Source organism: Streptomyces viridifaciens, from assembly GCF_001888885.2.
GTDB classification, from domain to species: Bacteria; Actinomycetota; Actinomycetes; order Streptomycetales; family Streptomycetaceae; genus Kitasatospora; species Kitasatospora aureofaciens.
Genome location: NZ_CP090841.1, coordinates 2,900,379 through 2,921,333, shown reverse-complemented (window position 1 = coordinate 2,921,333; position 20,955 = coordinate 2,900,379). Strand labels below are relative to the sequence as shown.

General features: G+C 74.2%; 19 protein-coding genes and 2 pseudogenes. 13 read left to right on the top strand and 8 right to left on the bottom strand.

The features are described 5' to 3' along the window. The first annotated feature begins 251 nt into the window (after window positions 1–251). Complete coding sequence (locus BOQ63_RS20005) at window positions 252–626, top strand: WhiB family transcriptional regulator (protein WP_370863296.1); 375 nt, start codon at window positions 252–254, stop codon at window positions 624–626. A 142-nt stretch (window positions 627–768) separates the two neighbouring features. On the opposite strand, the gene glpX is transcribed toward BOQ63_RS20005, so the two are convergent. Then, complete coding sequence (gene glpX / locus BOQ63_RS20000) at window positions 769–1,809, bottom strand: class II fructose-bisphosphatase (protein WP_030286673.1); 1,041 nt, start codon at window positions 1,807–1,809, stop codon at window positions 769–771. A gap of 215 nt (window positions 1,810–2,024) precedes the next feature. Here glpX and BOQ63_RS19995 point away from each other — a divergent pair, with 215 nt between their 5' ends. Next, the gene (locus BOQ63_RS19995) at window positions 2,025–2,561 is read left to right on the top strand and encodes a DUF4245 domain-containing protein (protein ID WP_223885986.1); all 537 of its coding nucleotides are present in this window, start codon (window positions 2,025–2,027) and stop codon (window positions 2,559–2,561) included. A 69-nt stretch (window positions 2,562–2,630) separates the two neighbouring features. On the opposite strand, the gene BOQ63_RS19990 is transcribed toward BOQ63_RS19995, so the two are convergent. Beyond that, entirely contained in the window at window positions 2,631–3,233 is a 603-nt protein-coding gene (locus tag BOQ63_RS19990; RefSeq protein ID WP_030286677.1) for a malonic semialdehyde reductase, read from the bottom strand. A gap of 112 nt (window positions 3,234–3,345) precedes the next feature. Continuing rightward, window positions 3,346–3,603 (bottom strand): exodeoxyribonuclease VII small subunit, encoded by a 258-nt coding sequence (locus tag BOQ63_RS19985; protein ID WP_072654722.1) that lies wholly within the window; start codon window positions 3,601–3,603, stop codon window positions 3,346–3,348. 95 nt (window positions 3,604–3,698) lie between these two features. On the opposite strand from BOQ63_RS19985, the gene BOQ63_RS19980 reads away from it, so the two are divergent. After that, window positions 3,699–4,148 carry a GNAT family N-acetyltransferase gene (locus tag BOQ63_RS19980; protein ID WP_143174749.1) on the top strand — a complete coding sequence of 150 codons (450 nt, stop codon included), beginning with the start codon at window positions 3,699–3,701 and terminating at the stop codon, window positions 4,146–4,148. Here BOQ63_RS19980 and xseA read toward each other — a convergent pair. Together xseA and BOQ63_RS19970 are read right to left on the bottom strand one after the other, a co-directional pair. Beyond that, entirely contained in the window at window positions 4,031–5,236 is a 1,206-nt protein-coding gene (gene xseA / locus BOQ63_RS19975) for an exodeoxyribonuclease VII large subunit (RefSeq protein WP_030554334.1), read from the bottom strand. The two genes, BOQ63_RS19980 and xseA, sit on opposite strands and share 118 nt — an antisense overlap. Window positions 5,237–5,279: 43 nt before the next feature. Further along, window positions 5,280–5,432 (bottom strand): annotated as a pseudogene (locus tag BOQ63_RS19970) (amino acid permease); the annotation flags it as partial. A 110-nt stretch (window positions 5,433–5,542) separates the two neighbouring features. Here BOQ63_RS19970 and BOQ63_RS19965 point away from each other — a divergent pair. After that, complete coding sequence (locus BOQ63_RS19965; protein WP_030286688.1) at window positions 5,543–6,517, top strand: 4-hydroxy-3-methylbut-2-enyl diphosphate reductase; 975 nt, start codon at window positions 5,543–5,545, stop codon at window positions 6,515–6,517. A gap of 157 nt (window positions 6,518–6,674) precedes the next feature. Beyond that, a complete protein-coding gene (ppgK, locus tag BOQ63_RS19960) occupies window positions 6,675–7,421 on the top strand; it encodes a polyphosphate--glucose phosphotransferase (protein WP_030286690.1) in 747 nt (248 codons plus the stop codon). Between the two features lie 90 nt (window positions 7,422–7,511). Here the strand turns inward: ppgK and BOQ63_RS19955 are convergent, their stop codons facing one another. Further along, the gene (locus BOQ63_RS19955; protein ID WP_143174748.1) at window positions 7,512–8,105 is read right to left on the bottom strand and encodes a DUF6542 domain-containing protein; all 594 of its coding nucleotides are present in this window, start codon (window positions 8,103–8,105) and stop codon (window positions 7,512–7,514) included. Window positions 8,106–8,266: 161 nt separating this feature from the next. Here BOQ63_RS19955 and BOQ63_RS19950 point away from each other — a divergent pair, with 161 nt between their 5' ends. Next, the gene (locus BOQ63_RS19950) at window positions 8,267–8,659 is read left to right on the top strand and encodes a VOC family protein (protein ID WP_030286695.1); all 393 of its coding nucleotides are present in this window, start codon (window positions 8,267–8,269) and stop codon (window positions 8,657–8,659) included. 84 nt (window positions 8,660–8,743) lie between these two features. Next, on the top strand, window positions 8,744–9,817 hold the full coding sequence (ychF, locus tag BOQ63_RS19945; protein ID WP_030286697.1) for a redox-regulated ATPase YchF: 1,074 nt from the start codon (window positions 8,744–8,746) through the stop codon (window positions 9,815–9,817). 70 nt (window positions 9,818–9,887) lie between these two features. Here the strand turns inward: ychF and BOQ63_RS19940 are convergent, their stop codons facing one another. Both BOQ63_RS19940 and BOQ63_RS19935 read right to left on the bottom strand, forming a co-directional pair. Next, complete coding sequence (locus BOQ63_RS19940) at window positions 9,888–10,553, bottom strand: HAD-IA family hydrolase (protein ID WP_223885985.1); 666 nt, start codon at window positions 10,551–10,553, stop codon at window positions 9,888–9,890. A 76-nt stretch (window positions 10,554–10,629) separates the two neighbouring features. Beyond that, window positions 10,630–11,777 (bottom strand): annotated as a pseudogene (locus BOQ63_RS19935) (dihydrofolate reductase family protein). Between the two features lie 178 nt (window positions 11,778–11,955). Here BOQ63_RS19935 and BOQ63_RS19930 point away from each other — a divergent pair. The 6 genes from BOQ63_RS19930 to BOQ63_RS19905 all read left to right on the top strand — a co-directional run bounded on the left by BOQ63_RS19930 (window position 11,956) and on the right by BOQ63_RS19905 (window position 20,863). Next, on the top strand, window positions 11,956–12,771 hold the full coding sequence (locus tag BOQ63_RS19930) for a methyltransferase domain-containing protein (protein WP_030286732.1): 816 nt from the start codon (window positions 11,956–11,958) through the stop codon (window positions 12,769–12,771). Window positions 12,772–12,924: 153 nt separating this feature from the next. After that, on the top strand, window positions 12,925–14,346 hold the full coding sequence (locus BOQ63_RS19925) for a DUF4190 domain-containing protein (RefSeq protein ID WP_051747038.1): 1,422 nt from the start codon (window positions 12,925–12,927) through the stop codon (window positions 14,344–14,346). Between the two features lie 159 nt (window positions 14,347–14,505). Next, on the top strand, window positions 14,506–14,670 hold the full coding sequence (locus BOQ63_RS19920) for a hypothetical protein (protein WP_167344908.1): 165 nt from the start codon (window positions 14,506–14,508) through the stop codon (window positions 14,668–14,670). 9 nt (window positions 14,671–14,679) lie between these two features. Further along, entirely contained in the window at window positions 14,680–15,126 is a 447-nt protein-coding gene (locus BOQ63_RS19915; protein ID WP_046386552.1) for an NUDIX domain-containing protein, read from the top strand. A 138-nt stretch (window positions 15,127–15,264) separates the two neighbouring features. Further along, window positions 15,265–18,009 (top strand): SpoIIE family protein phosphatase, encoded by a 2,745-nt coding sequence (locus BOQ63_RS19910; protein WP_223885984.1) that lies wholly within the window; start codon window positions 15,265–15,267, stop codon window positions 18,007–18,009. A gap of 238 nt (window positions 18,010–18,247) precedes the next feature. Continuing rightward, the gene (locus BOQ63_RS19905; protein WP_078656316.1) at window positions 18,248–20,863 is read left to right on the top strand and encodes a SpoIIE family protein phosphatase; all 2,616 of its coding nucleotides are present in this window, start codon (window positions 18,248–18,250) and stop codon (window positions 20,861–20,863) included. The last annotated feature ends 92 nt before the right edge of the window (window positions 20,864–20,955 follow it).

Genomic DNA, 20,955 nt, shown 5'->3' with positions numbered 1-20,955 from the left:
CGGTGCACTCCGTAGTCGATTGCGTGCAGTGTGCATGAATCGCGGCCGGGCGGGGTAGTTCCTTCCGCACATCGCTTCTCGTACGGCTGTGCACCGGAGGCGGCCAGCGGCCGCCCCGGGCGTTGGACAGCGGGGGCTCGCAGCCGGGCGGGGGAGCGGGGTCCCCCGTGTCCGAGAGCCTCGTCAGGAGTACGGCCGTGCTGCATCCGATCGAGTCCCGCACCAACTCGCCAGTCGCCGCCGCCCAGTTGCTGGAGCGCCGTCCGGCCGTCCGCCCCCAGCCGCAGCCCCCGGGCGGCACGGCGGGTGGGGCCGCGGGTGAGGACAATCCGTGGCACACCGGTGCGGCCTGTCGGAGGGACGAGGCGGGACTGTTCTTCGCGCCCTCGAAGGAGCCGACGGCGGCCCGGCTGTCGCGCGAGGAGCAGGCCAAGCAGGTGTGCGCCCGCTGCCCGGTGCTGCTGGAGTGTCGTGAGCACGCGCTGGCCCAGCCGGAGCCGTACGGGGTCTGGGGCGGGCTGACGGCCGCCGAGCGGCGGGTGGTCCTGGCGCGGCGGCGCCGCCGGGACGCGGAGCTGCGCGAGGCGGCCGGGGTGGCCACGGCGGGGCGCCGGATAGCCGGCTGACCGCGGGCCGAGGACCGGCCGGGAGGAACGGCCCCGCGAGCCGGAGAAGCGAACCCGGAGAAGCGGGCCGGAGAGCAGGCCGACGCGGCCCCGGCGGAGGGGGATTCCGCCGGGGCCGCGTCGTGAGCCGTTCGCGCCCGGGTCAGTTGGCGCGGTCGAAGTCGATCGCGCTGTAGGCCCGCAGCTTCGACAGCTTGTGGACGGAGTTGATCTCGCGGATCGTGCCGCTCTTGGAGCGCATCACCAGCGAGCTGGTGGTGGCGGTCTCCGAGCGGTAGTGCACACCGCGCAGCAGCTCGCCGTCGGTGATGCCGGTGGCGACGAAGAACACGTTCTCGCCGCTGACCAGGTCGTTGGTGGTGAGCACCCGGTCCAGGTCGTGCCCGGCGTCGAGGGCCTTCTGCCGCTCGGCGTCGTCCTTGGGCCACAGCCGGCCCTGGATCACGCCGCCCATGCACTTCATCGCGCAGGCCGCGATGATGCCCTCGGGGGTGCCGCCGATGCCCATCAGCAGGTCGACGCCGGTGCCCTCGCGGGCGGCCATGATGGCGCCGGCCACGTCACCGTCGGAGATGAACTTGATCCGGGCGCCCGCCTCGCGGATCTCCCGGACCAGGCCGTCGTGGCGGGGACGGTCGAGCACGACCACGGTGACGTCCTCGACCGCGCTGCCCTTGGCCTTGGCGACCCGGCGGATGTTGACGGCCGCCGGGGCGGTGATGTCGACGAACTCGGCGGCCTCCGGGCCGGCCACCAGCTTGTCCATGTAGAACACGGCGCTGGGGTCGAACATGGTGCCGCGGTCGGCCACGGCCAGCACGGCCACCGCGTTGTTCATGCCCTTGGCGGTCAGCGTGGTGCCGTCCACCGGGTCGACCGCGACGTCGCACTCGGCGCCGGTGCCGTCGCCGACCCGCTCGCCGTTGTAGAGCATCGGGGCCTCGTCCTTCTCGCCCTCGCCGATGACGACCACGCCGTTCATCGAGACGGTCGAGACGAGGGTGCGCATCGCCTTGACGGCGGCACCGTCGGCGCCGTTCTTGTCGCCCCGGCCGACCCACCGGCCGGCTGCCATCGCGGCCGCCTCGGTGACCCGGACGAGTTCGAGCGCGAGGTTCCGGTCCGGAGCCTCGGGCGCGACCTCCAGGGCACTGGGAAGGTGGTGCGGGTACTGCGTGGTCATCGTCGTTACCTCTCTGTACGCGACGGCCAGTGAGCGCCCGACTACTGCCTGGTCGAACGCCGTGGTGAGGGTGATGCGATCGTATCTGCCCACGAGATGACTGTCTGTGGCGCGGGTCGCCACCCCGGGGCGAAGAGTGGCCTTTCGCCCGCCTTCACCCGTACGTGCACACCCCGGGTGGCCCTGCCGGGATGTGGATGAGTCACCATGTGGGGGTGGCTGCAGAGAGCAAGGGCATGAGGGGTCGGCAGACCGTACGGGACATGGTCCTGTCGATGCTGGCGGTCGGTTTCGTCGTCTGGATCGGTTACCTGTTCCTCCCGCACGACGCGAACAGCGACCCGGTGCACGTGGTCGAGTACAAGGTGGCGGCGGCCTCCGCGAAGCGCGCCGCGCCCTACCCGCTGCTGGCCCCGGACGGGCTGTCCGACAAGTGGCGGGCGACCTCGGTCAGCTACACGCCGGCCGACCTCAGCGGCGGCAAGGGCAACGCCTGGCACCTGGGCTTCGTGACGCCCTCCGGCCAGTACGCCGCGGTCGAGCAGGCCGACGTCCCCCGCGACAAGCTGCTCGCCGACAAGGTCGCGGGCGCCCAGCCGGACGGCACCTCGGACGCCGCCGGGCGCACCTGGGACCGGGAGCAGGGCGACAAGGCCCGTGCGCTGGCCGCCCGGAACGGCTCGGCGACCACCCTGGTCACCGGCACCGCCTCCTACGAGGAACTGGCCGAGCTGGCCCAGGCGCTCAAGTAGCCCCCTCCGCGCACGGAAGGGCCCGCACCGGACGAACCGGTGCGGGCCCTTTCCCGTCGCGGGGTGCGATCAGACCGTGGTGACGACCTGGTCGTACTCCAGGCGCGGGGAGCGCGGGAACCAGGCGTCCTCGCCCGGCTTGCCGATGTTGACCACGGCCAGCACCGAGTGCTCGCCGTCGCCGAAGAACTCCTTGTTGATGCCCTCGGCGTCGTAGCCGGTCATCGGGCCGGCGGCCAGGCCGGCGGCGCGCACGCCGATGATGAAGTAGGCGGCCTGGAGGGCGCCGTTCAGCTTGGCGGACTGCTCACGGACGGCGCGCTCCGCGAAGAACACGTCCTTGGCCTGCGGGAAGTGCGGGAACTGGGTCGGCAGCTCCTCGTGGAACTCGTTGTCCGCGGCCAGGATGGCGACGAGCGGGGCGGCGGCGGTCTTGGCCTTGTTGCCGTCCGCCAGGTGCTGGACGAGGCGCTCGCGGCCCTCGGCGGAGCGGACCAGGACGACGCGCAGCGGCTGCTGGTTGAAGGCGGTCGGGCCGTACTTGACCAGGTCGTAGATGGCCTGGACCTGCTCCTCGGTGACCGGCTCGTCGGTGAAGGTGTTCGCGGTGCGGGCCTCGCGGAACAGCAGGTCCTGGGCGGCGGCGTCGAGTACCAGGGCGTCGGTGGTCATGCTTCTGCACCTCATGCGGGAGGAGGGGGTTCGTCGGTGTGACCGGCGCGGCCGATCAGTCCCTCCAACATAGGTGAAGATTCAACGATTCCCCAAGGGGGTGTGACCCGCCTCACTCCCCGGCCGGGCCCGCGCCCTCCTCGGCGGAGAGTGCGGCATCCAGCCGGGCCCGGGCGCCGTCCAGCCACCGCTGGCAGACCTTCGCCAGCTGCTCGCCGCGCTCCCACAGCGCCAGCGACTCCTCGAGGGAGATTCCGCCGTTCTCCAACTGCCGGACCACCTCCAGCAGCGCGTCCCGGGCGTGCTCGTAGCCCAGCGCGTCGTCCGGGGTGGGTGCCGTCGCGGCCTGCGGTTCCTGCTGCTCTGCCATGCGAGCCAGCGTAGGGGCTGGCGCCGACAGGAAGGGTCCGGTACGGCCCGAAATCCGGGTGCACCCGGCCGGCCGGCGGCGCAAGCCTCCGCCGCATGACCGAGGTCCGACCCGCCGTCCCCGCCGACGCGCCCGAACTCGTCCGGCTGCGCAACGTGATGCTCGAGGAGATGCCCAGCATGGCCGCCCTGGCCGGCCCCGGGCCCTGGCAGGCCACCGCCGAGCGGATCCTGCGCGAGCGCCTGGCCGTCCCGTCGGAGGAGCTGACCATGCCCTCCTTCGTGGTCGACGACCCGGAGCGGCCCGGCCGACTCGCCGCCTGCGCCGTCGGCACCCTGGAGGAACGGCTGCCCTCACCGGGCAACCCGGACGGCCTGTTCGGCTTCGTCTTCGGTATCTGCACCGACCCCGACCACCGGCTGCGCGGTTACGCGACGGCCACGTCGAAGCCGCCGCCCGCCACCCGGGCGTGCAGCCCCTCCCCGGCCGTGACCTGCGCCGGGTCCGTCACCACCGTGCCGTCGGCCCGCTGCAGCACCGCGTAGCCGCGCTCCAGGGTCGCCGCCGGGGAGAGGGCGACCACCCGGGCCAGGGTGTGTCCGAGGTCGCTCTGGGCGTGGTCCAGCCGGTGCCGCAGGGTGCGCCGGGCCCGCTCCAGCAGCCCCTCCACCTCCTGGCCGCGCCCGTCCAGCATCCGGTGCGGGGCGGCCAGGGCCGGGCGGCTGCGCAGCCCGTCCAGCCCGTGCTGCTCGCGCTCGACCCGGGACTGCACGTGTCGGCGTGCGCGGTCGCGCAGCTGGCGGACCTTGGCGAGCTCCTCGCCGACGTCCGGAACCACCCGTTTGGCGGCATCGGTCGGGGTGGAGGCACGCAGGTCGGCGACGAAGTCCAGCAACGGCTGGTCCGGCTCGTGCCCGATCGCGCTGACCACCGGCGTACGGGCGGCCGCGACCAGCCGCACCAGGCCCTCGTCCGAGAACGGCAGCAGGTCCTCCACGCTGCCGCCGCCGCGGGCCACGATGATCACGTCCACCTCGGGGTGCTCGTCCAGCTCCCGGACGGCCGCGCCCACCCGCTCCACCGCGCTGATCCCCTGCACCGGGACGTTGCGCACCTCGAAGCGCACGGCCGGCCAGCGCCGCCGGGCGTTCTCCAGCACGTCCCGCTCGGCCGCCGAGCCGCGACCGGTGACCAGCCCGACGCACTGCGGCAGGAACGGCAGCCGCCGCTTGCGCTCGGCCGCGAACAGGCCCTCGCCGGCGAGCCGGCGCTTCAGCTGCTCCAGCCGGGCCAGCAGCTCGCCCAGGCCCACCGGCCGGATCTCCGAGGCCCGCATCGACAGCTGCCCGCGGGCCGCGTACCACTCCGGCTTGGCGTGCACGACGACCCGCGAGCCCTCCTGCACCACGTCCGCGACCTGGTCGAACACCGACCGGAAGCAGGTCACCGTGAGCGACACGTCGGCCTGCGGGTCGCGCAGGGTCAGGAACACCACGCCCGCGCCGGGGCGGCGGCTCAGCTGGGTGATCTGTCCCTCGACCCACACCGCGCCGAGCCGGTCGATCCAGCCGCCGATCAGCGCGGAGACCTTGCCGACCGGGAGCGGGGCTTCGGGGGAGCTGGTGTTGGCCATGCGTACGAGGCTAGCGGCGCCCGCCGACACCGTCCGCCGTACCGGCCTCAGCGGCGCCCGCCGACGCGTCCAGCACCCCGAACACGCCGACCGGCGCCATCGGGGCGATGAACAGCAGCCCGTAGACCATCAGATCGCGGACACCCAGGGTGCGGCGCAGACCGCTCGGTGTCGGCTGATCGATCGCAGCGCTCATAGGCAGCACATTTGAGCATTGGTGATCCATGACGACCGGAAAGTCGCCCACCGTCGGCGCGGCTCCCCGCCGCGGCAGGCGGGCCTCCCGGGCGCCCGTACGATGGAGCCATGTCCAACACCGCGCAGCGCCGTGTCCTGCTCGCCGCCCCCCGGGGCTACTGCGCGGGTGTCGACCGCGCCGTGATCGCCGTGGAGAAGGCCCTGGAGCAGTACGGGGCGCCCATCTACGTCCGCAAGCAGATCGTCCACAACAAGTACGTGGTGCAGACCCTGGAGAAGAAGGGCGCGATCTTCGTCGACGAGACGGAGGAGGTGCCCGAGGGCTCGATCGTCGTGTTCTCCGCGCACGGTGTCGCCCCGTCGGTCCACGACGAGGCCCGGGCCGGCAAGCTCGCCACCGTCGACGCCACCTGCCCGCTGGTCACCAAGGTGCACAAGGAGGCCGTGCGCTTCGCCGACGAGGGCTACGACATCCTGCTGGTGGGCCACGAGGGCCACGAGGAGGTCATCGGCACCATGGGCGAGGCCCCGGACCGGATCCACCTGGTGGACGGGGCCGAGGACGTCGCCAACGTGCAGGTACGGGACGAGTCCAAGATCGTCTGGCTGTCCCAGACCACGCTCTCGGTGGACGAGACCATGGCCACCGTCGGCGAGCTGAAGAAGCGCTTCCCGGCGCTGGTCAGCCCGCCCAGCGACGACATCTGCTACGCGACCCAGAACCGCCAGGTCGCCGTCAAGCAGCTGGCCCCGGAGACCGACCTGCTGATCGTGGTCGGCTCCAAGAACTCCTCCAACTCGGTCCGCCTGGTCGAGGTCGGCCTGGAGTACGGCGCCAAGGCGGCCCACCTGGTCGACTTCGCCGAGGAGATCCAGGAGTCCTGGCTGGAGGGCGTCACCACGGTCGGCCTGACCAGCGGCGCCTCGGTGCCGGAGATCCTGGTCGACGGCGTGCTGGAGTTCCTGGCCAGCCGCGGTTACGACACGGTCGAGACGGTCAAGACCGCCGAGGAGCACCTGACCTTCTCGCTGCCCAAGGAGCTGCGCCGCGACCTGCGCGCCGAGGCGGCCGGCAAGCTCTAGACCCGTCGTGGAGGACCCGGTGCCCGGTGCGGGCGCCGGGTCCTCTGCTGTGCGCCCCCGCCCGGGTTCTCGTAGTTTTGTGCCCGGGCTGCTTTCATGCACAGGCTGTGGACGATCCGGTCCACCGGCCGGACGGCGGAGGGTGGAGGGTCGAGCGATGACGGCGGTATTCGGCGTGGACATCGGCGGTTCGGGCATCAAGGGCGCCCCGGTGGACCTCGCCCGGGGCGCGCTCACCCAGGAGCGGTACAAGGTGCTCACCCCGCAGCCGTCCGAGCCCGAGGCCGTGGTCGCCGCCGTACGCGAGGTGGTCCGGCACTTCGACCACCGGGGCCCGGTCGGGCTGACCTTCCCCGGAGTGGTGGTCGGCGGGCACACCAGGACCGCGGCCAACGTGGACAGGGGCTGGATCGGCCTGGACGCCGCGCGCCTGTTCCGCGAGGCGCTGGACCTGCCGGCGACCGTCCTCAACGACGCGGACGCGGCCGGCCTCGCCGAGACCGTGCACGGCGCCGGGCGGGGCGAGCCCGGCGTGGTCCTGGTGCTCACCTTCGGCACCGGCATCGGCAGCGCGCTGTTCGTGGACGGCACCCTCGTGCCCAACACCGAGCTGGGCCACCTGGAACTGCGCGGCAAGGACGCCGAGCGCCGGGCCTCCTCGGCCGCCAAGGAGCGGCACGACCTCAGCTGGGAGCAGTGGGCCGAGCGGGTCGACGAGTACCTGGACCTGGTGGAGATGCTGTTCTCGCCGCAGCTGGTGGTGATCGGCGGCGGGGTGAGCCGCAAGCACGAGAAGTTCCTGCCGCTGCTCAGGGACCGCGAGGCGAGGGTGGTGCCGGCGGCGCTGCGCAACGATGCGGGGATCGTCGGGGCCGCCATGGCGGCGGCCCGGGCGGCGCGCTGACGGCCCCGGGCCGGTGACGTCGCGCCCGTGGCTCCGCGCCGGTGACCCTGCGCCCGTGGTCCCGCGCGGGTGGTCCCGCGCCCGGGCCGCTCAGCGGGAGCGGTGGATCCGGCGCTGGGCGACGAAGCGGGCGAGCACGATCACCGCAGCCAGCCCGGTGCCGGAGAACAGCCACCCGGCCCGCAGCGCCAGCCCCGTCGCCAGCGCCACCAGCTGGGCGGTGATGCCCGGGGAGCTGACCGGCGCGAGCAGCACCAGGGCCAGCGCGAAGCCGATCGGCCCGCTGATCGGGGCGGCCAGCAGGTCGGCGTAGCGGACCCGGACGGCCAGCTGGAAGCAGACCACCAGGTAGCCGACGCCGAACAGCCAGCCGAGGTCACCGAAGAGCCCCCGGTCCAGGCCGGCCACCGCGAGCGTGGCCAGCACCGCGGCCACGCCGGTGCCGATCGCGGTCAGCCGGGTCGGCCGGCCGGTCCGGCGCCGCCCGTAGACCCGCAGCCGGCGCTGGGCGGACGGGCGCGCCGCGGCGGCCCGGTCGGCCACCGAGCGCAGCCGGGCGGGGGGAGTGGCGGGGTCCCGGGGGCCGTCGGGAGCCCGGCCGGGCCCAGGGACGGCGGCGGGGGCCGCGCCGTTCGGCGGACGGCGTCTGGGCCCTGGCGGTTGGGTACGGATGCTCTGCTCCATCCGTCCAACGTACGGTCCGATCATCGCCACACTGTGTAATGGACCGTTCAGGTCTTGTCCCGTGTCTTCGAATGGCGTACTCCTGTGATCGTCACTCAAAGCCCTGGCCTGCGGGACTGAGTCGAGGCAACGATCATCAGATGACCGCACGGGGGACTGGCATGAGTGCCGACTTCACCTTCGAACGCATCGACCACTTCCAGCTCGACATCCCGGCGGGCGCCGAGGACGAGTGCCGGGCCTTCTGGTCCGGCGTGCTCGGCATGACCGAACTCCGGAAGCCGCCGGTGCTGGCGGCGCGCGGCGGCTGCTGGTTCCGCGGCGGCGGTGTCGAGGTGCACCTCGGGGTGACCCCGGACTTCCGCCCGGCCCGCAAGGGGCACCCGGGCATCCTGGTGCGCTCGCTGGACGCCCTGGCCGAGCGGCTCACCGCACACGGCCACGAGGTGACCTGGGACGACAACCACCCCGGCCACCGCCGCTTCTACTCCGCCGACAGGTTGGGCAACCGGCTGGAGTTCCTGGAGCCCCTGCCGGCCCCGACCGAGGCGTGAGGCGTACGGAGCGCTGCCCGTAGACTTGGGGGTCGGCCCGTACGGTGCCGACCCAACTCCTCCAAGCCCACGGGACTGCGCTTCATGTCGCTCACGATCGGAATCGTCGGCCTGCCGAACGTCGGCAAGTCGACCCTGTTCAACGCCCTGACCAAGAACGACGTGCTGGCGGCCAACTACCCGTTCGCCACCATCGAGCCGAACGTCGGCGTCGTCGGCGTCCCGGACGAGCGGCTGGCCAAGCTCGCCGAGATCTTCGGCTCGCAGCGCATCCTCCCGGCCACCGTCGACTTCGTGGACATCGCCGGCATCGTGCGCGGCGCCAGCGAGGGCGAGGGCCTGGGCAACAAGTTCCTCGCCAACATCCGCGAGTCGGACGCGATCTGCCAGGTCGTGCGCGCCTTCACCGACCCGGACGTGGTGCACGTGGACGGCAAGGTGTCGCCCAAGGACGACATCGAGACCATCCACACCGAGCTGATCCTGGCCGACCTCCAGACCATCGAGAAGGTCCTGCCGCGGCTCCAGAAGGAGGCGCGCCTGAAGAAGGAGACCGCCTCCGTGCTGGCCGCCGCCGAGGCCGCGCAGGCGATCCTGGAGACCGGCAAGACCCTCTTCGAGGCGGGCTTCGACACCACCCCGATCCGCGAGCTGCACCTGCTGACCGCCAAGCCCTTCCTCTACGTCTTCAACGTGGACGAGGACGAGCTGGCCGACGAGGAGTTCAAGGACGCCCAGCGCGCGCTGGTCGCCCCGGCCGAGGCGATCTTCCTCAACGCCAAGATCGAGTCCGAGCTGATCGAGCTCGACGACGACGAGGCCCTCGAACTCCTCCAGTCCATGGGCCAGGAGGAGCCCGGCCTCGCCACCCTCGCCCGCGTCGGCTTCGACACCCTGGGCCTGCAGACCTACCTCACGGCAGGCCCCAAGGAGACCCGCGCCTGGACCATCAAGAAGGGCGCCACCGCCCCCGAGGCCGCCGGAGTCATCCACACCGACTTCCAGAAGGGCTTCATCAAGGCCGAGGTGATCGCCTTCGCCGACCTGGTCGAGGCCGGCTCCACCGCCGAGGCCCGCGCCAAGGGCAAGGCCCGCATCGAGGGCAAGGAGTACGTCATGCAGGACGGCGACGTGGTGGAGTTCCGCTTCAACGTCTGACCGGACCGCCCAACTCCCTCCGCAGGGGCCGGACTTCCTTTCGGAGTCCGGCCCCTGCGGCGCTGCCGGGTCAGGCCCGGACGGTGAGGGTGAGGGTGCCGTCGGGGGCGGTGGTGACGGTGACGGCTTCGAGGGTGGGGGCGAGGGCGTCGGGGTGGTGGGCGGCGGCCCGGGGGCCGATGCCGATGACGCGCATGCCGGCCGCGCGGGCGGCGGCGATGCCGGTGCCGGAGTCCTCGAAGGCGAGGCAGTCGGCGGGGGCGAAGCCGAGGGCGGCGGCGCCCTTGAGGAAGCCCTCGGGATCGGGCTTGCTGGCGCCGACGGACTCGGCGGTGACCAGGACGGGCGGCATCGGGAGGCCGGCGGCGTCCATCCGGATCCGGGCGAGCGGCAGGTCGGCGGAGGTGACCAGGGCGTGCGGCAGGCCGGTCAGCGAGGCGAGGAAGGCGTCGGCGCCGGGGACCTCGACCACGCCCTCGGTGTCGGCGCGCTCCTCGGCGAGCATCTGCTGGTTCTCGGCGAGGTTGACCTCGACCGGGCGGTTCGGCAGCAGTTCGGCCATGGTCGCGTGGCCCTGGCGGCCGTGGACGACGGCGAGCGCCGCGACGGGGTCGAGGCCGTGGCGCTCGGCCCAGCGGCTCCAGCAGCGCTCGACCACGGCGTCGGAGTTGACCAGGGTGCCGTCCATGTCGAGGAGGAGGGCGCTGGCGGTGAACCGGACGGGGGTGGCGGGCACGGGGCGGCTCCGGGGGGCGAGAATGGCGGCGGACGTCGGTGAAGACGAGCCCTTTGTTTCTAAATGATACAAAAGATCATCCGAACAGATGGGCGTTGACCTCCCGGGCCTCCTCAGCGAGCTCCGCCAGCTCCACCACCTCGATCCCGGCCGCCTCCAGCAGTGCCGTGCCCTGGCAGTCCGTGACGAACAGGTCCGGCTCGCGCCAGGCGACCACCACCCGCGGCACGCCCGCCGCGATGAGCAGCCGGGCGCACGGCACCGGCCGCGAGGCGCGCCGGCCGCACGGCTCCAGGCTGCTGTAGACGGTCGCCCCGCGCAGGCGGGGGTCGCCCGCCGGGAGCTTGGCCAGGGCCGCCTCCTCGGCATGGTCGTGCGCGTCCGTCTCCCGGCTGAAGCCCTCGGCCAGCACCCGGCCGTCGGCGCCGACGATGACCGCGCCGACCGAGAAGGCCGTACCGGAGGGCGGGCAGCGACGGGACAGCTCGACGGCCCGGCGCAGGTGGTCGAGGTCGGTGGTCGTGGGGCGGTTCACGGCGCGGGCTCCTTCGGGGCGTACCTGAGCAGGACGACGTCGCCCACCGTACGTGCCTCCAGCAGCCGCATCCGCCGGCCCGGCCCGCCCGGGAAAGCGGCCGGGCGGACGAACCGCGGCGCCTCGGCCTGGCCGACCAGCAGCGGGGCGACGGCCAGCTGTAGTTCGTCCGCCAGGCCGCGGGCGAGGAACTGGGTGTGTATCCCGCCGCCGCCCTCGACCATCAGCCGGCGCACCCCGCGCGCGCCCAGGTCGTCCAGCACCGCGCCGAGGTCCACCGAGCCGCCGAGCGCGACCACCTCGGACAGCCCGTCGAGCCGGGGCCGCAGCACGGCCGCCCCGGCCTCCGTGGTGTAGGCGAGCTTCGCGCCGCCGGTGTGCCAGAACCGCAGCCCGGCGTCGAGCGCGCCGCTCGCGCTGAGGGTCACCTTCAGCGGGTACTCGGGCCGCCCGGCCGCCAGCCGGGCGGCCCGGCGTGCGGGGTCGTTGACCAGCAGCCGCGGGTTGTCCGCGCGCAGGGTGTTGCCGCCGACCAGGACCGCGTCGGCTGCTGCCCGCTCCTCGTCGACCCGGTCGAAGTCGGCGGCGTTGGAGAGCAGCAGGCGGTCGGGGGAGGCGTCGTCGAGGTGGCCGTCGAGCGACACGGCGGCGCTCAGCAGGACGAAGGGGCGCTGGCCGGGGCCGGGCATGGGCGGGACCGTTCTGTCGGGGCCGTTCGGTCGGGCGCCTCCACGGTACGGCGGGCGGGCCCGAACGGGCCGACCGGTGGCCGCCATGTGAGATGGTTCTTCTCGCCATACGGGACGGGGCGTAGCGTCGAGGGCGTCGCGGAAACGGAAGACCGACCACGCCTCTTGGGGGAGACCCATGTCCGGATCGCAGCCCGCCGCCTACACCCACGGCCACCAGGAGGCGGTGCTGCGCTCGCACCGCTCCCGTACCGCGGCCGACTCCGCCGCCTATCTGCTGGGTCAACTGCGGCCCGGGCAGGCGCTGTTGGACGTCGGCTGCGGCCCCGGCACGATCACCGCCGACCTGGCCGAGCTGGTCGGCCCCGGCGGCCGGGTGGTGGCCGTCGACGCCTCCGCCGAGGTGCTGGAACAGGCCGCCGGGTACGTCGCCGGGCGCGGCCTGTCCAACGTGGTGTTCGAACTCGCGGACGTGCACCGACTGCCTTACCGGGACGGCGAGTTCGACGTGGTGCACGCCCACCAGGTGCTGCAGCACCTGGCCGATCCGGTGGCCGCGCTGCGCGAGATGCGCCGGGTGACGACGCCCGGCGGGGTGGTCGCGGCCCGGGACGTCGACTACGCCTCGATGACCTGGTACCCGGAGGCGCCCGCGCTGGACCGCTGGCTGGAGCTGTACCGGCGGACCGCCCGCGCCAACGGCGGCGAGCCGGACGCCGGGCGTCGGCTGCTGTCCTGGGCCCGCGCGGCCGGTCTCACCGAGGTGACCGTGACCACCGGCACCTGGACCTTCGCGACGCCCGAGCGGCGCGAGTGGTGGGGCGGGATGTGGGCGGACCGGGTGACCGGTACGGCCTTCGGCCGGACGGCCGTGGAACGGGGCTTCGCGGACCGGGCCGAGCTGGAGCGGATCGCGGACGGCTGGCGGGAGTGGAGCGCCGCCGAGGACGGGTGGTTCTCGATGATCCACGGCGAGGTCCTGGCCCGGGTCTGAGCGGGCGGTCGGGGGTGCCGACGCGCGGGCGGGCGTTCGGAAAGATCGGGTAAAGTCGCGCGACCGTTCGCATCGGGCCCGTCCGGCCCGAGCGGCGGCGCCGAAGCCGAAACGCCGAGTCGAGGCCCGCCCCGGCGGGCAGGGGGAGTCCACGTGTCCAAGCCTGAGTCCGAGCTGCCCGCCGCTCCGGGGCCGGACCCGCGGGTGGACTTCCGCAAGGACCCGGACACCGCGGAGCCGAAGGCCGGGATCCCGGACACCGCGGAGCCGGAGGCCGCGACCCCGGACGCCGAGGAGCCGCAAAACCCCGCCGACCCCTGGGCTCCACCGGCCGACCGGCCCGCCCAGGCCGCCCCGGCCCCCTCGCAGGCCCCGCCCCAGCCGCCGCCCCCGCCGCTGCCCGCCGGCGGCTGGGCCTCGGTGCCGCCCTCCGCCGAGTCCGGCTTCCGGCCCGGTGACCCCTACCCGAACCCCGACCCGCGCTCGAACCAGCACCCGTACCCGCCGTACGCCCACCACCCCTACAACCCCCAGCCGGAGCCGCGCACCAACGGCTTCGCCGTCGGCTCCCTGGCGGCCGGCCTGAGCCTGCTCTCGCCGGTGGCCCTGGTCTTCGGGATCGTCGCGCTGGTCCAGATCAACCGCCGCGGGCAGCGCGGCCGCGGCATGGCGGTGACCGGACTGGTGCTCGGCGTGGCGGGCACGCTGCTGCTGTCGCTCGCCCTGGGCGCGGGGGACTTCGGCCCCGCGCGGGGCGGGCCCGGCGGCGGATACGCCCAGAAACCGCCGGCCGGGTCCGTCCGCTGGTCCGCCCTGAAGGCCGGGGACTGCTACAACTCGCCCGATGTGACCGGGAAGACGGACGAGAACGGCGACGAGACGGTCTACTGGGTGCGCCGGGTGGTCTGCTCCGACCCGCACCACGGCGAGGTGGCCGGCACCGCCAGGATCCCGGACAGCAGCGGCCCGTACCCGGGAGCGACCGTCGTCCGCGAGCGCGCCACCACGCTGTGCCGCACGGTGCTCGACGACTACGCGCTGGACCAGTGGGCCGTCCCGGACGGCATGGACGACGTCTACCTCTACCCGAGCGCGGGCAACTGGGCGGCCGGCGAACGGTACGTCACCTGCGCCTTCGAGGACCGCGACGACCAGCACCTGGGGACGGTCCGCACCGACCGCCGCACCCTGACCTCCGTTCAGCTGGCCTACCTGGACGCCGTCCGGGGCTTCGGCGCGGTGTACGCGGACGAGCCGAAGAAGGACGTGGCCGTCGCCGAGGCCGAGTACCGCTCCTGGGCCCGGCGGATGGCCGCCGCCTCCCGGGCCGAGGCCGCCGCCCTGCGCAAGCCGACCGCGGAGTGGCCGACCGACATCCAGCCGAAGGTCGACAAGCTGGCCGCGACCCAGACCCAGGCGGCCACCGCCTGGGACGCCGCGGCCTCCGGCGACGACGTGCCGGGCGATCTGCGCCGGGCCCGGGCGCTGACTGCCAAGACGGTGCCGGTCAGCGTGGAGATCCGGCGCGCGCTCGGTCTGTCCACCGGCGAGCAGGTGCCCGACCTCCGGGCCTGAGCCGCTCCGCCGGTTACCCAGCGTTAACACCGCCCATACCTGCCGGTAGCGCGCGCCCCGTAGGGTGACCGGCGTGTCCCCGGCCCGACCCCCACGCCGGCCGGGGACACCGCGGGGACACCGGCCGAGGTCGCCCGGCGGGCCGGTACGCTCCCCCGCATGGGCACCTTTCGGGTGATGCGGCAGGACGACAACGGCAACCGCTTCCTGGTCGCCAGGGGCCTGGCCGAGGCCGAGGCGCGACGCCTGGCGGCCGAGTTCGAGGCGCGCGGCCACAAGCAGCTGTACTGGGTCGAGTCCGAGCCGACGGACCCCGCCCCGTAGGGTCGCGGCATGGAACAGACCGGCCGGACCCCCGACGCCACCCCGCTGCGGATCGTCGTCGGCGGCGCGCTGATCCGCGACGGCCGGGTGCTCGCCGCCCGGCGCAGCGCGCCCGCCCCGGTCGCCGGGCGCTGGGAGTTCCCCGGCGGCAAGGCCGAGCCGGGGGAGACCGAGGCGCAGACGCTGGAGCGCGAACTGCTGGAGGAGCTGGGCGTACGGGCGCGGGCGCTGCGGCGGCTGCCCGGCGCGTGGACCGTGCGCCCGGGGCTGGAGCTGCGGTTCTGGGCCGCCGAGCTGCTGGCCGGTGAGCCGAGCCCGCTGGCGGACCACGACGAGCTGCGCTGGCTGGGCGCGGCCGAGCTGGACTCCGTGGACTGGATCGAGCACGACCGCGAGGTGCTGCCGCACGTCGCCGAACTGCTCGCGCCGGCGGATGACGCGCAAGCCGCCGGATAGGTCAATCGAACAAGACGACCCGGCGGCCGGGATAGCCTGGGTCCTGCTGGGTATGTCACTTTTCGGCACTATTCGTCACCATCGGTGAGCCGCCCCAGCCGGCGCCGCCGATCCCGACCAGAGCCGGAGGCCCCGTCGGTGTCGACTACCGGGAACGGCGGCGGGGGAGCGCGGCGGACAGGCACCGCGGGGGGCGCCGCCGCCCGCGCCCGGCTGCGCCGCGCGGCCCCCGCGGCCGCCCCACAGCCGCCGTCCGGCCGCCGGCGCGGCGGCCCGGCCGGCCCCGGGCCCGCGCAGCCCGTCCAGCCGGCGCCGACCCTGGCCGTCCCGGCGGCCGGCGTCCACCCCGGTCCGCGCAGTCGCCCCGGCCGGCCCTTCCCCGGTGGGCCGGCCGACGCCGGGCCGGGCACCGGTGCACCGCCCGGGGGCAGCCTGCTGGACATGCTCAGGGTCGCCATCGCGATCCTGGACACCTCGGGCCGGGTGGTGCTGTGGAGCCCGGCCGCCGAGGAACTGCTCGGCTGGCCGAGCGAGCTGCTGGTCGGCCGCCGGATCGACGAGCTGATCCCGGACCAGGAGCAGGTCGCCCGGATCCGGACCGCGATCCGGGACACCCTGCGCAACGGCCGCTGGGCCGGCAACGCCGAACTGCGCGACCGGGACGGCCTGCCGGTCGCCGTGGACGCCCGGATCTCCCTCCTGGTGGACGGTGACGGCACCCCGTTCCTCCAGGTCAACCTGGCCGAGGCGGCCGCAGTCCGGGCCGTCGAGCGGGACCTCGCGGTGCGCGACGCGCTGTTCGAGCAGTCCCCGCTGGGCATCGCCATCCTGGACGGCGAGCTGCGCTACACCGCCGTCAACCGGACCCTGGCCGAGATGAACGGCGTCGCCCCGGAGGACCACGTCGGCCGCACCACCGGCGAGACCCTGCCCGAGCGGGCCGCCGACGAGATCACCGCGATCCAGCGCCAGGTGCTGGCCACCGGCGAGCCGGTCATCGACGTCACCCTCGCCTCCCCGGTCACCAACCGGCCCGGCTACCGCTCGATCTCCTACAGCCGGATGACCGACCGCTCCGGGCGGGTGCTCGGCATCTCCGGCACCGTGATGGACGTGACCGAGCGTTACCGAGCGGTGGCCAAGGTCGAGCACGCCCGCCGCCGGCTCTCGCTGCTCAACGAGTTCGGCTCCCGGGTCGGCGACCTGCTGGACGCCGCCCGGATCGCCCAGGAACTCGCCGGCTCCGTCGTCCCCCGGCTCACCGACCACTCCGCGGTGATCCTGCTCCAGGCCGTCGCCCACGGTGACGACCTGCCCCGGCACGGCCACGACCGGCGCACCTCGCTGCTCCAGCTCGGCACCGCCTCCGTCCAGGACGGCCCCGAGGTCGAGGTGATGCTCCGGCGCGGAGCCCGGATCACCTTCGCCGAGGACTCCGCCTGCGGCCGGGTGCTGCGCACCGGCGTGCCCGAGCTGCTCTCCGGCGCCGACCAGCTGGACGACGTCACCTACCCGGGAGACCCCAAGATGCAGGCCGCCCACGACCTGGGCGTGCACTCGATGCTGGTCGTCCCGCTGCGCGCCCGCGGCATCGTGATCGGCCTGCTGCTGGTCAGCCGGGCCGGCTACCGCGAGGGCTTCGACCGGGACGACCTCGCCTTCACCGTCGAACTCGCCGACCGGGCCGGCAGCTCGCTGGACAACGCCCGGCTGTACGCCCGCGAGCGAACCGCCGCGCTCACCCTCCAGCGCACCCTGCTCCCCCAGCAGGTCCCGCAGCCGACGGGCGTCGAGGTCGCCTACCGGTACGTGCCCGGCAGCAGCGGCACCGAGGTCGGCGGCGACTGGTTCGACGTCATCCCGCTGCCCGGCGACCGCACCGCGCTGGTGGTCGGCGACGTGATGGGCCACGGTCTGCGGGCCGCCGCCACCATGGGCCGGCTGCGCACCGCGGTCCGGGTGCTGGCCGCCCTCGACCTGCCGCCGGACGTCCTGCTGCGGCACGTCCACGAGCTGGCCGACGACCTCGCCCAGGGCCCGGACGAGGCGCTGCTCGCCACCTGCGTCTACGCGGTCTTCGACCCGGGCACGGCCAAGCTGACGGTGGCCAAGGCCGGGCACATCCCGCCGGTGCTGGTGGTGCCGGGCGAGGACACCGGCGAGCCGACCCGCACCGGCGGCCCGCTGCCCGGCGGCGCCGGCCGGATCCTCGACCTGCCCTCCGGCGCCCCGCTCGGCGTGGGCGGAGTTCCGTTCGAATCCGTCGAACTGAAGATCCCCGAGGGCAGCCTGCTGGCGCTGTGCACCGACGGCCTGGTGGAGTCCCGGGACAAGGACCTCGACGTCGGCCTCGGCCGGCTGATCACCGTGCTCCAGCAGCCGTACGCCTCGATCCAGGCCGCCTGCGAGGCGGTCCTCGACACCATGGAGCAGGGCCGCGAGCCGGACGACGTCGCCCTGCTGCTGGCCCGGCTCGGGCACGGCCAGGCCGGCATCCCGACGGCCGGCTGGACGCTGCCCGCCGAGCCGACCGCCGTCTCCCGGGCCCGCCGGCTGGTCCGCGCCACGCTCGCCGAGTGGGGCGTCGAGGACCTCACCGACACCGCCGAGCTGCTGGTCAGCGAGCTGGTCACGAACGCCGTCCGGTACGCCAGCGCCCCGATCGGGGTCCGGCTGACGCTCGGTGAGACGCTGCTGGCCGAGATCTCCGACCCGCTGCCGGACCCGCCCCGGGAGCGCCACGCGGCCGAGGCCGACGAGGGCGGCCGGGGCCTGGAGCTGGTCCACCGGCTGGCGCTGCACTGGGGCGCCCGGGCGGAGGGGATCGGCAAGGTGGTCTGGTTCGAGCTGGCACTGCCGGGTACTGAGTCCGGCGAGGAGTGACGCGAGTAGAGCCGTCCGAACGTCAGGGGAACCGTGCTGCACATGCCATCGGCCGTCCCGGGGGAGCGCGCGCTCCGGAAGGGGGCGCGGGCGTGGCATTGTGGTTGCGCGGGCGGTAGGACAAAAACCTTCGCCCGATCTGATGTTGTGATGTTGAGGGCGTGTGAACCCACCCCTTGATGATGAATACTCGGTCTTCTCGACATCCGGACGGTCGCGGGTTGGAGGGGTCGGTCCGTTGAACAGCACTCCGGCGCGGAACGCGCCGAGCAGCAGCGGTCATGCCGCTGTACCCGGGCAGGCCGGTTCCCCGGACCTGCCCGTAGCGGCGGTCCCGCCGGGCACCGGGCCCGCGGGGGCGGCCCGCGGCGCCCATCCCGAGGCCGGGGCCGGGCCGTGGGGCGCCGGGGACCCGGGCTCGATCTACGACTACATCCGGGTCGCCACCTTCGCGATCGGCCCCGACGGGCGGATCAGCCAATGGAGCGAGCGGGCCGCCGAGTTCTTCGGCGTCCCCGCCGTGGAGGCCGTCGGCGCCGACCCGATCACCACCTTCGTCCCCCGCGAGCTCTGGCAGCGCGGCCGCGCCCGGCTGGAGCGCACGCTGGCCGGCGAGGAGTGGGTCGGCACCACCCCTTACCGGGACGCCGGCGGCGGCGAGGGCCTCGCCGAGCTCTACCTGATGCCCGACAGCGCCCTGCCCACCGCGGGCGCCACCTGCCTGGCCGTCGACCTCGGCCGACTGCGCCGGATCGAGACCGACCTCGCCGCCTCCGAGGCCGTCTTCGGCCAGACGCCCACCGGCTTCGTGCTCTTCGACGACCGGCTGCGGCTCCAGCGGGTCAACGACGCCTTCGCCTCCGGCATGGGCCTCGTCCCCACCGACCTCGAGGGGCTGACCCCGCACGACCTCTTCCCGCCCTCCGAGGCCGACCGGCTCACCGCCGCCCTGCGCAAGGTCCTCGCCACCGGCGAACCCGTCTTCGACCTGCGTTTCCACGGCGTCGTGCCGACCCGCGAGGGCAACCGGCTGTGGGCCGTCTCGCTGTACCGGCTCAACGGCACCGCCGGGCAGCCGATGGGCGTGGCCGGGCAGGTCTCCGACGTCACCAGCCGGCACGTCGCCGAGCGCGAGGCCGACGGCGTGCGCCGCAACCTCGCCCTGCTCAACGAGGCCAGCGCGCACATCGGCTCCACCCTCGACCTGGAGACCACCGCCAAGGAACTCCTCGACGTCATCGTCCCGCCGTTCTGTGACCTCGCCACCGTCGACCTGTACACCGCGCTGCTCTCCGGCGAGACCGTCCCCAGCGCCGGCCGGCCCGGCGACACCGTGCTCACCGACGGCAGCGGCGAACTGCGCCGGGTCGCCGTCTCCAGCGTGATCGGCGGCGCCTCCTCGGTGCTCGGCTCGGTCACCGGCCTGCCGATCGCCGAGGCCGGCGGTACCCTCTGTTACCCCCGCCGCTCCCCGCACGCCCGGGCGCTGCGCACCGGCCGCAGCGTCGTGCCCGAGCCCGGCCGCGACCCGCTGCTGCGCTCCACCCTGATCGTCCCGCTGGTCGCCCGCGATCAGGTGCTCGGCCTGGTCCAGCTCTCCCGGGCGATCGGCAGCGAGCCCTTCGACGCCCGCGACGTGGCGATCGCCGAGGAACTCGTCGCCCGCGCCGCCGTCTGCATCGACAACGCCCGGCTCTACCGCCGCGAGCACGAGCGGGCGCTGATCCTCCAGCGCAGCCTGCTGCCCCCGGGCAACCCGGCCGCCAGCGGCCTGGAGATCGCCTGCCGCTACCTGCCCAGCAACAACAACACCGAGGTCGGCGGCGACTGGTTCGACGTCATCCCGCTGCCCGGCAACCGCACCGCGCTGGTCATCGGCGACGTGATGGGCCGCGGGCTGCGCGCCGCCGTCGCCATGGGCCAGCTGCGCACCGCGGTACGGACCCTGGCGATGCTCGACCTGGACCCGGCCGAGGTGCTCGGCGCGCTGGACGAGATCGCCCGCGGCCTCGGCGACGACTCCGTCCCGGTCGGCCCGCCCACCCCGTACGGCCGGCTCACCTCGACGGCCGACGAGGAGGCCCGTGAGGTCTACCTGGCCACCTGCGTCTACGCCGTCTACGACGCCGTCACCCGCCGCTGCGTCTTCGCCAACGCCGGCCACCTGCCGCCCGTCCTGCTCAGCCCGGGCGAACCCGCCCGGATGCTCGACGTGCCGCCCGGTCTGCCGCTCGGCGTCGGCGGCGAGCCCTTCGAGGAGGTCGAGCTGACCCTCCCGGACGGCGCCGTGCTCGCCCTCTACACCGACGGCCTGGTGGAGAGCCGCAAGCACCAGCTGGACGAGGGCCTGCGCGCCTTCCGCGCCGCACTCGCCGACCGGGGCAAGGGCCTGGAGGACCTCTGCGACCACGTCCTCGGCGAGCTCGACCCGCACCACGGCGAGGACGACATCGCGCTGCTGATGGCCAAGGTGCACGCCTTCCCGGAGGACGCCGTCGGCAACTGGTTCCTGCCGCCCGAGCCCACCTCCGTCGCCAAGGCCCGCGAGCTGGCCTGCAGCTGGCTGCTCTCGCGCGGCCTGGAGGAACTGGTCGACACCACCGAGCTGCTGGTCAGCGAGCTGGTCACGAACGCGCTCAAGCACGGGCGGGGCGAGATCCGGCTGCGGCTGCTGCGCGAGCGCAGCATGGTCTGCGAGGTCTGGGACGACGGCTACGCCCAGCCCCGGCAGCGGCGCGCCCAGGAGACCGACGAGGGCGGGCGCGGCCTGCAGCTGGTCAGCCTGCTGGCGGAGCGCTGGGGCAGCCGGCGCACGCCCAAGGGCAAGATCGTCTGGTTCGAGCTGGGCCTGTAGTCCGTCCGCCGGGCGTGGGCCGTCCGGGTGCACCGGCCCGGCGGCCCGCCGTGTCGGCGCGGCCCGAGCCGGGTGGGCGGCGTTCGATGGCC

What these genes read in the sequence shown, in the direction of transcription:
- glpX (WP_030286673.1), bottom strand. Translation starts at nt 1,809, where the DNA reads ATGACCACGCAGTACCCGCACCACCTTCCCAGTGCCCTGGAGGTCGCG.
- BOQ63_RS19990 (WP_030286677.1), bottom strand. Translation starts at nt 3,233, where the DNA reads ATGACCACCGACGCCCTGGTACTCGACGCCGCCGCCCAGGACCTGCTG.
- BOQ63_RS19985 (WP_072654722.1), bottom strand. Translation starts at nt 3,603, where the DNA reads ATGGCAGAGCAGCAGGAACCGCAGGCCGCGACGGCACCCACCCCGGAC.
- BOQ63_RS19980 (WP_143174749.1), top strand. Translation starts at nt 3,699, where the DNA reads ATGACCGAGGTCCGACCCGCCGTCCCCGCCGACGCGCCCGAACTCGTC.
- xseA (WP_030554334.1), bottom strand. Translation starts at nt 5,236, where the DNA reads ATGGCCAACACCAGCTCCCCCGAAGCCCCGCTCCCGGTCGGCAAGGTC.
- BOQ63_RS19965 (WP_030286688.1), top strand. Translation starts at nt 5,543, where the DNA reads ATGTCCAACACCGCGCAGCGCCGTGTCCTGCTCGCCGCCCCCCGGGGC.
- ppgK (WP_030286690.1), top strand. Translation starts at nt 6,675, where the DNA reads ATGACGGCGGTATTCGGCGTGGACATCGGCGGTTCGGGCATCAAGGGC.
- BOQ63_RS19955 (WP_143174748.1), bottom strand. Translation starts at nt 8,105, where the DNA reads ATGGAGCAGAGCATCCGTACCCAACCGCCAGGGCCCAGACGCCGTCCG.
- BOQ63_RS19950 (WP_030286695.1), top strand. Translation starts at nt 8,267, where the DNA reads ATGAGTGCCGACTTCACCTTCGAACGCATCGACCACTTCCAGCTCGAC.
- ychF (WP_030286697.1), top strand. Translation starts at nt 8,744, where the DNA reads ATGTCGCTCACGATCGGAATCGTCGGCCTGCCGAACGTCGGCAAGTCG.
- BOQ63_RS19930 (WP_030286732.1), top strand. Translation starts at nt 11,956, where the DNA reads ATGTCCGGATCGCAGCCCGCCGCCTACACCCACGGCCACCAGGAGGCG.
- BOQ63_RS19920 (WP_167344908.1), top strand. Translation starts at nt 14,506, where the DNA reads ATGGGCACCTTTCGGGTGATGCGGCAGGACGACAACGGCAACCGCTTC.
- BOQ63_RS19915 (WP_046386552.1), top strand. Translation starts at nt 14,680, where the DNA reads ATGGAACAGACCGGCCGGACCCCCGACGCCACCCCGCTGCGGATCGTC.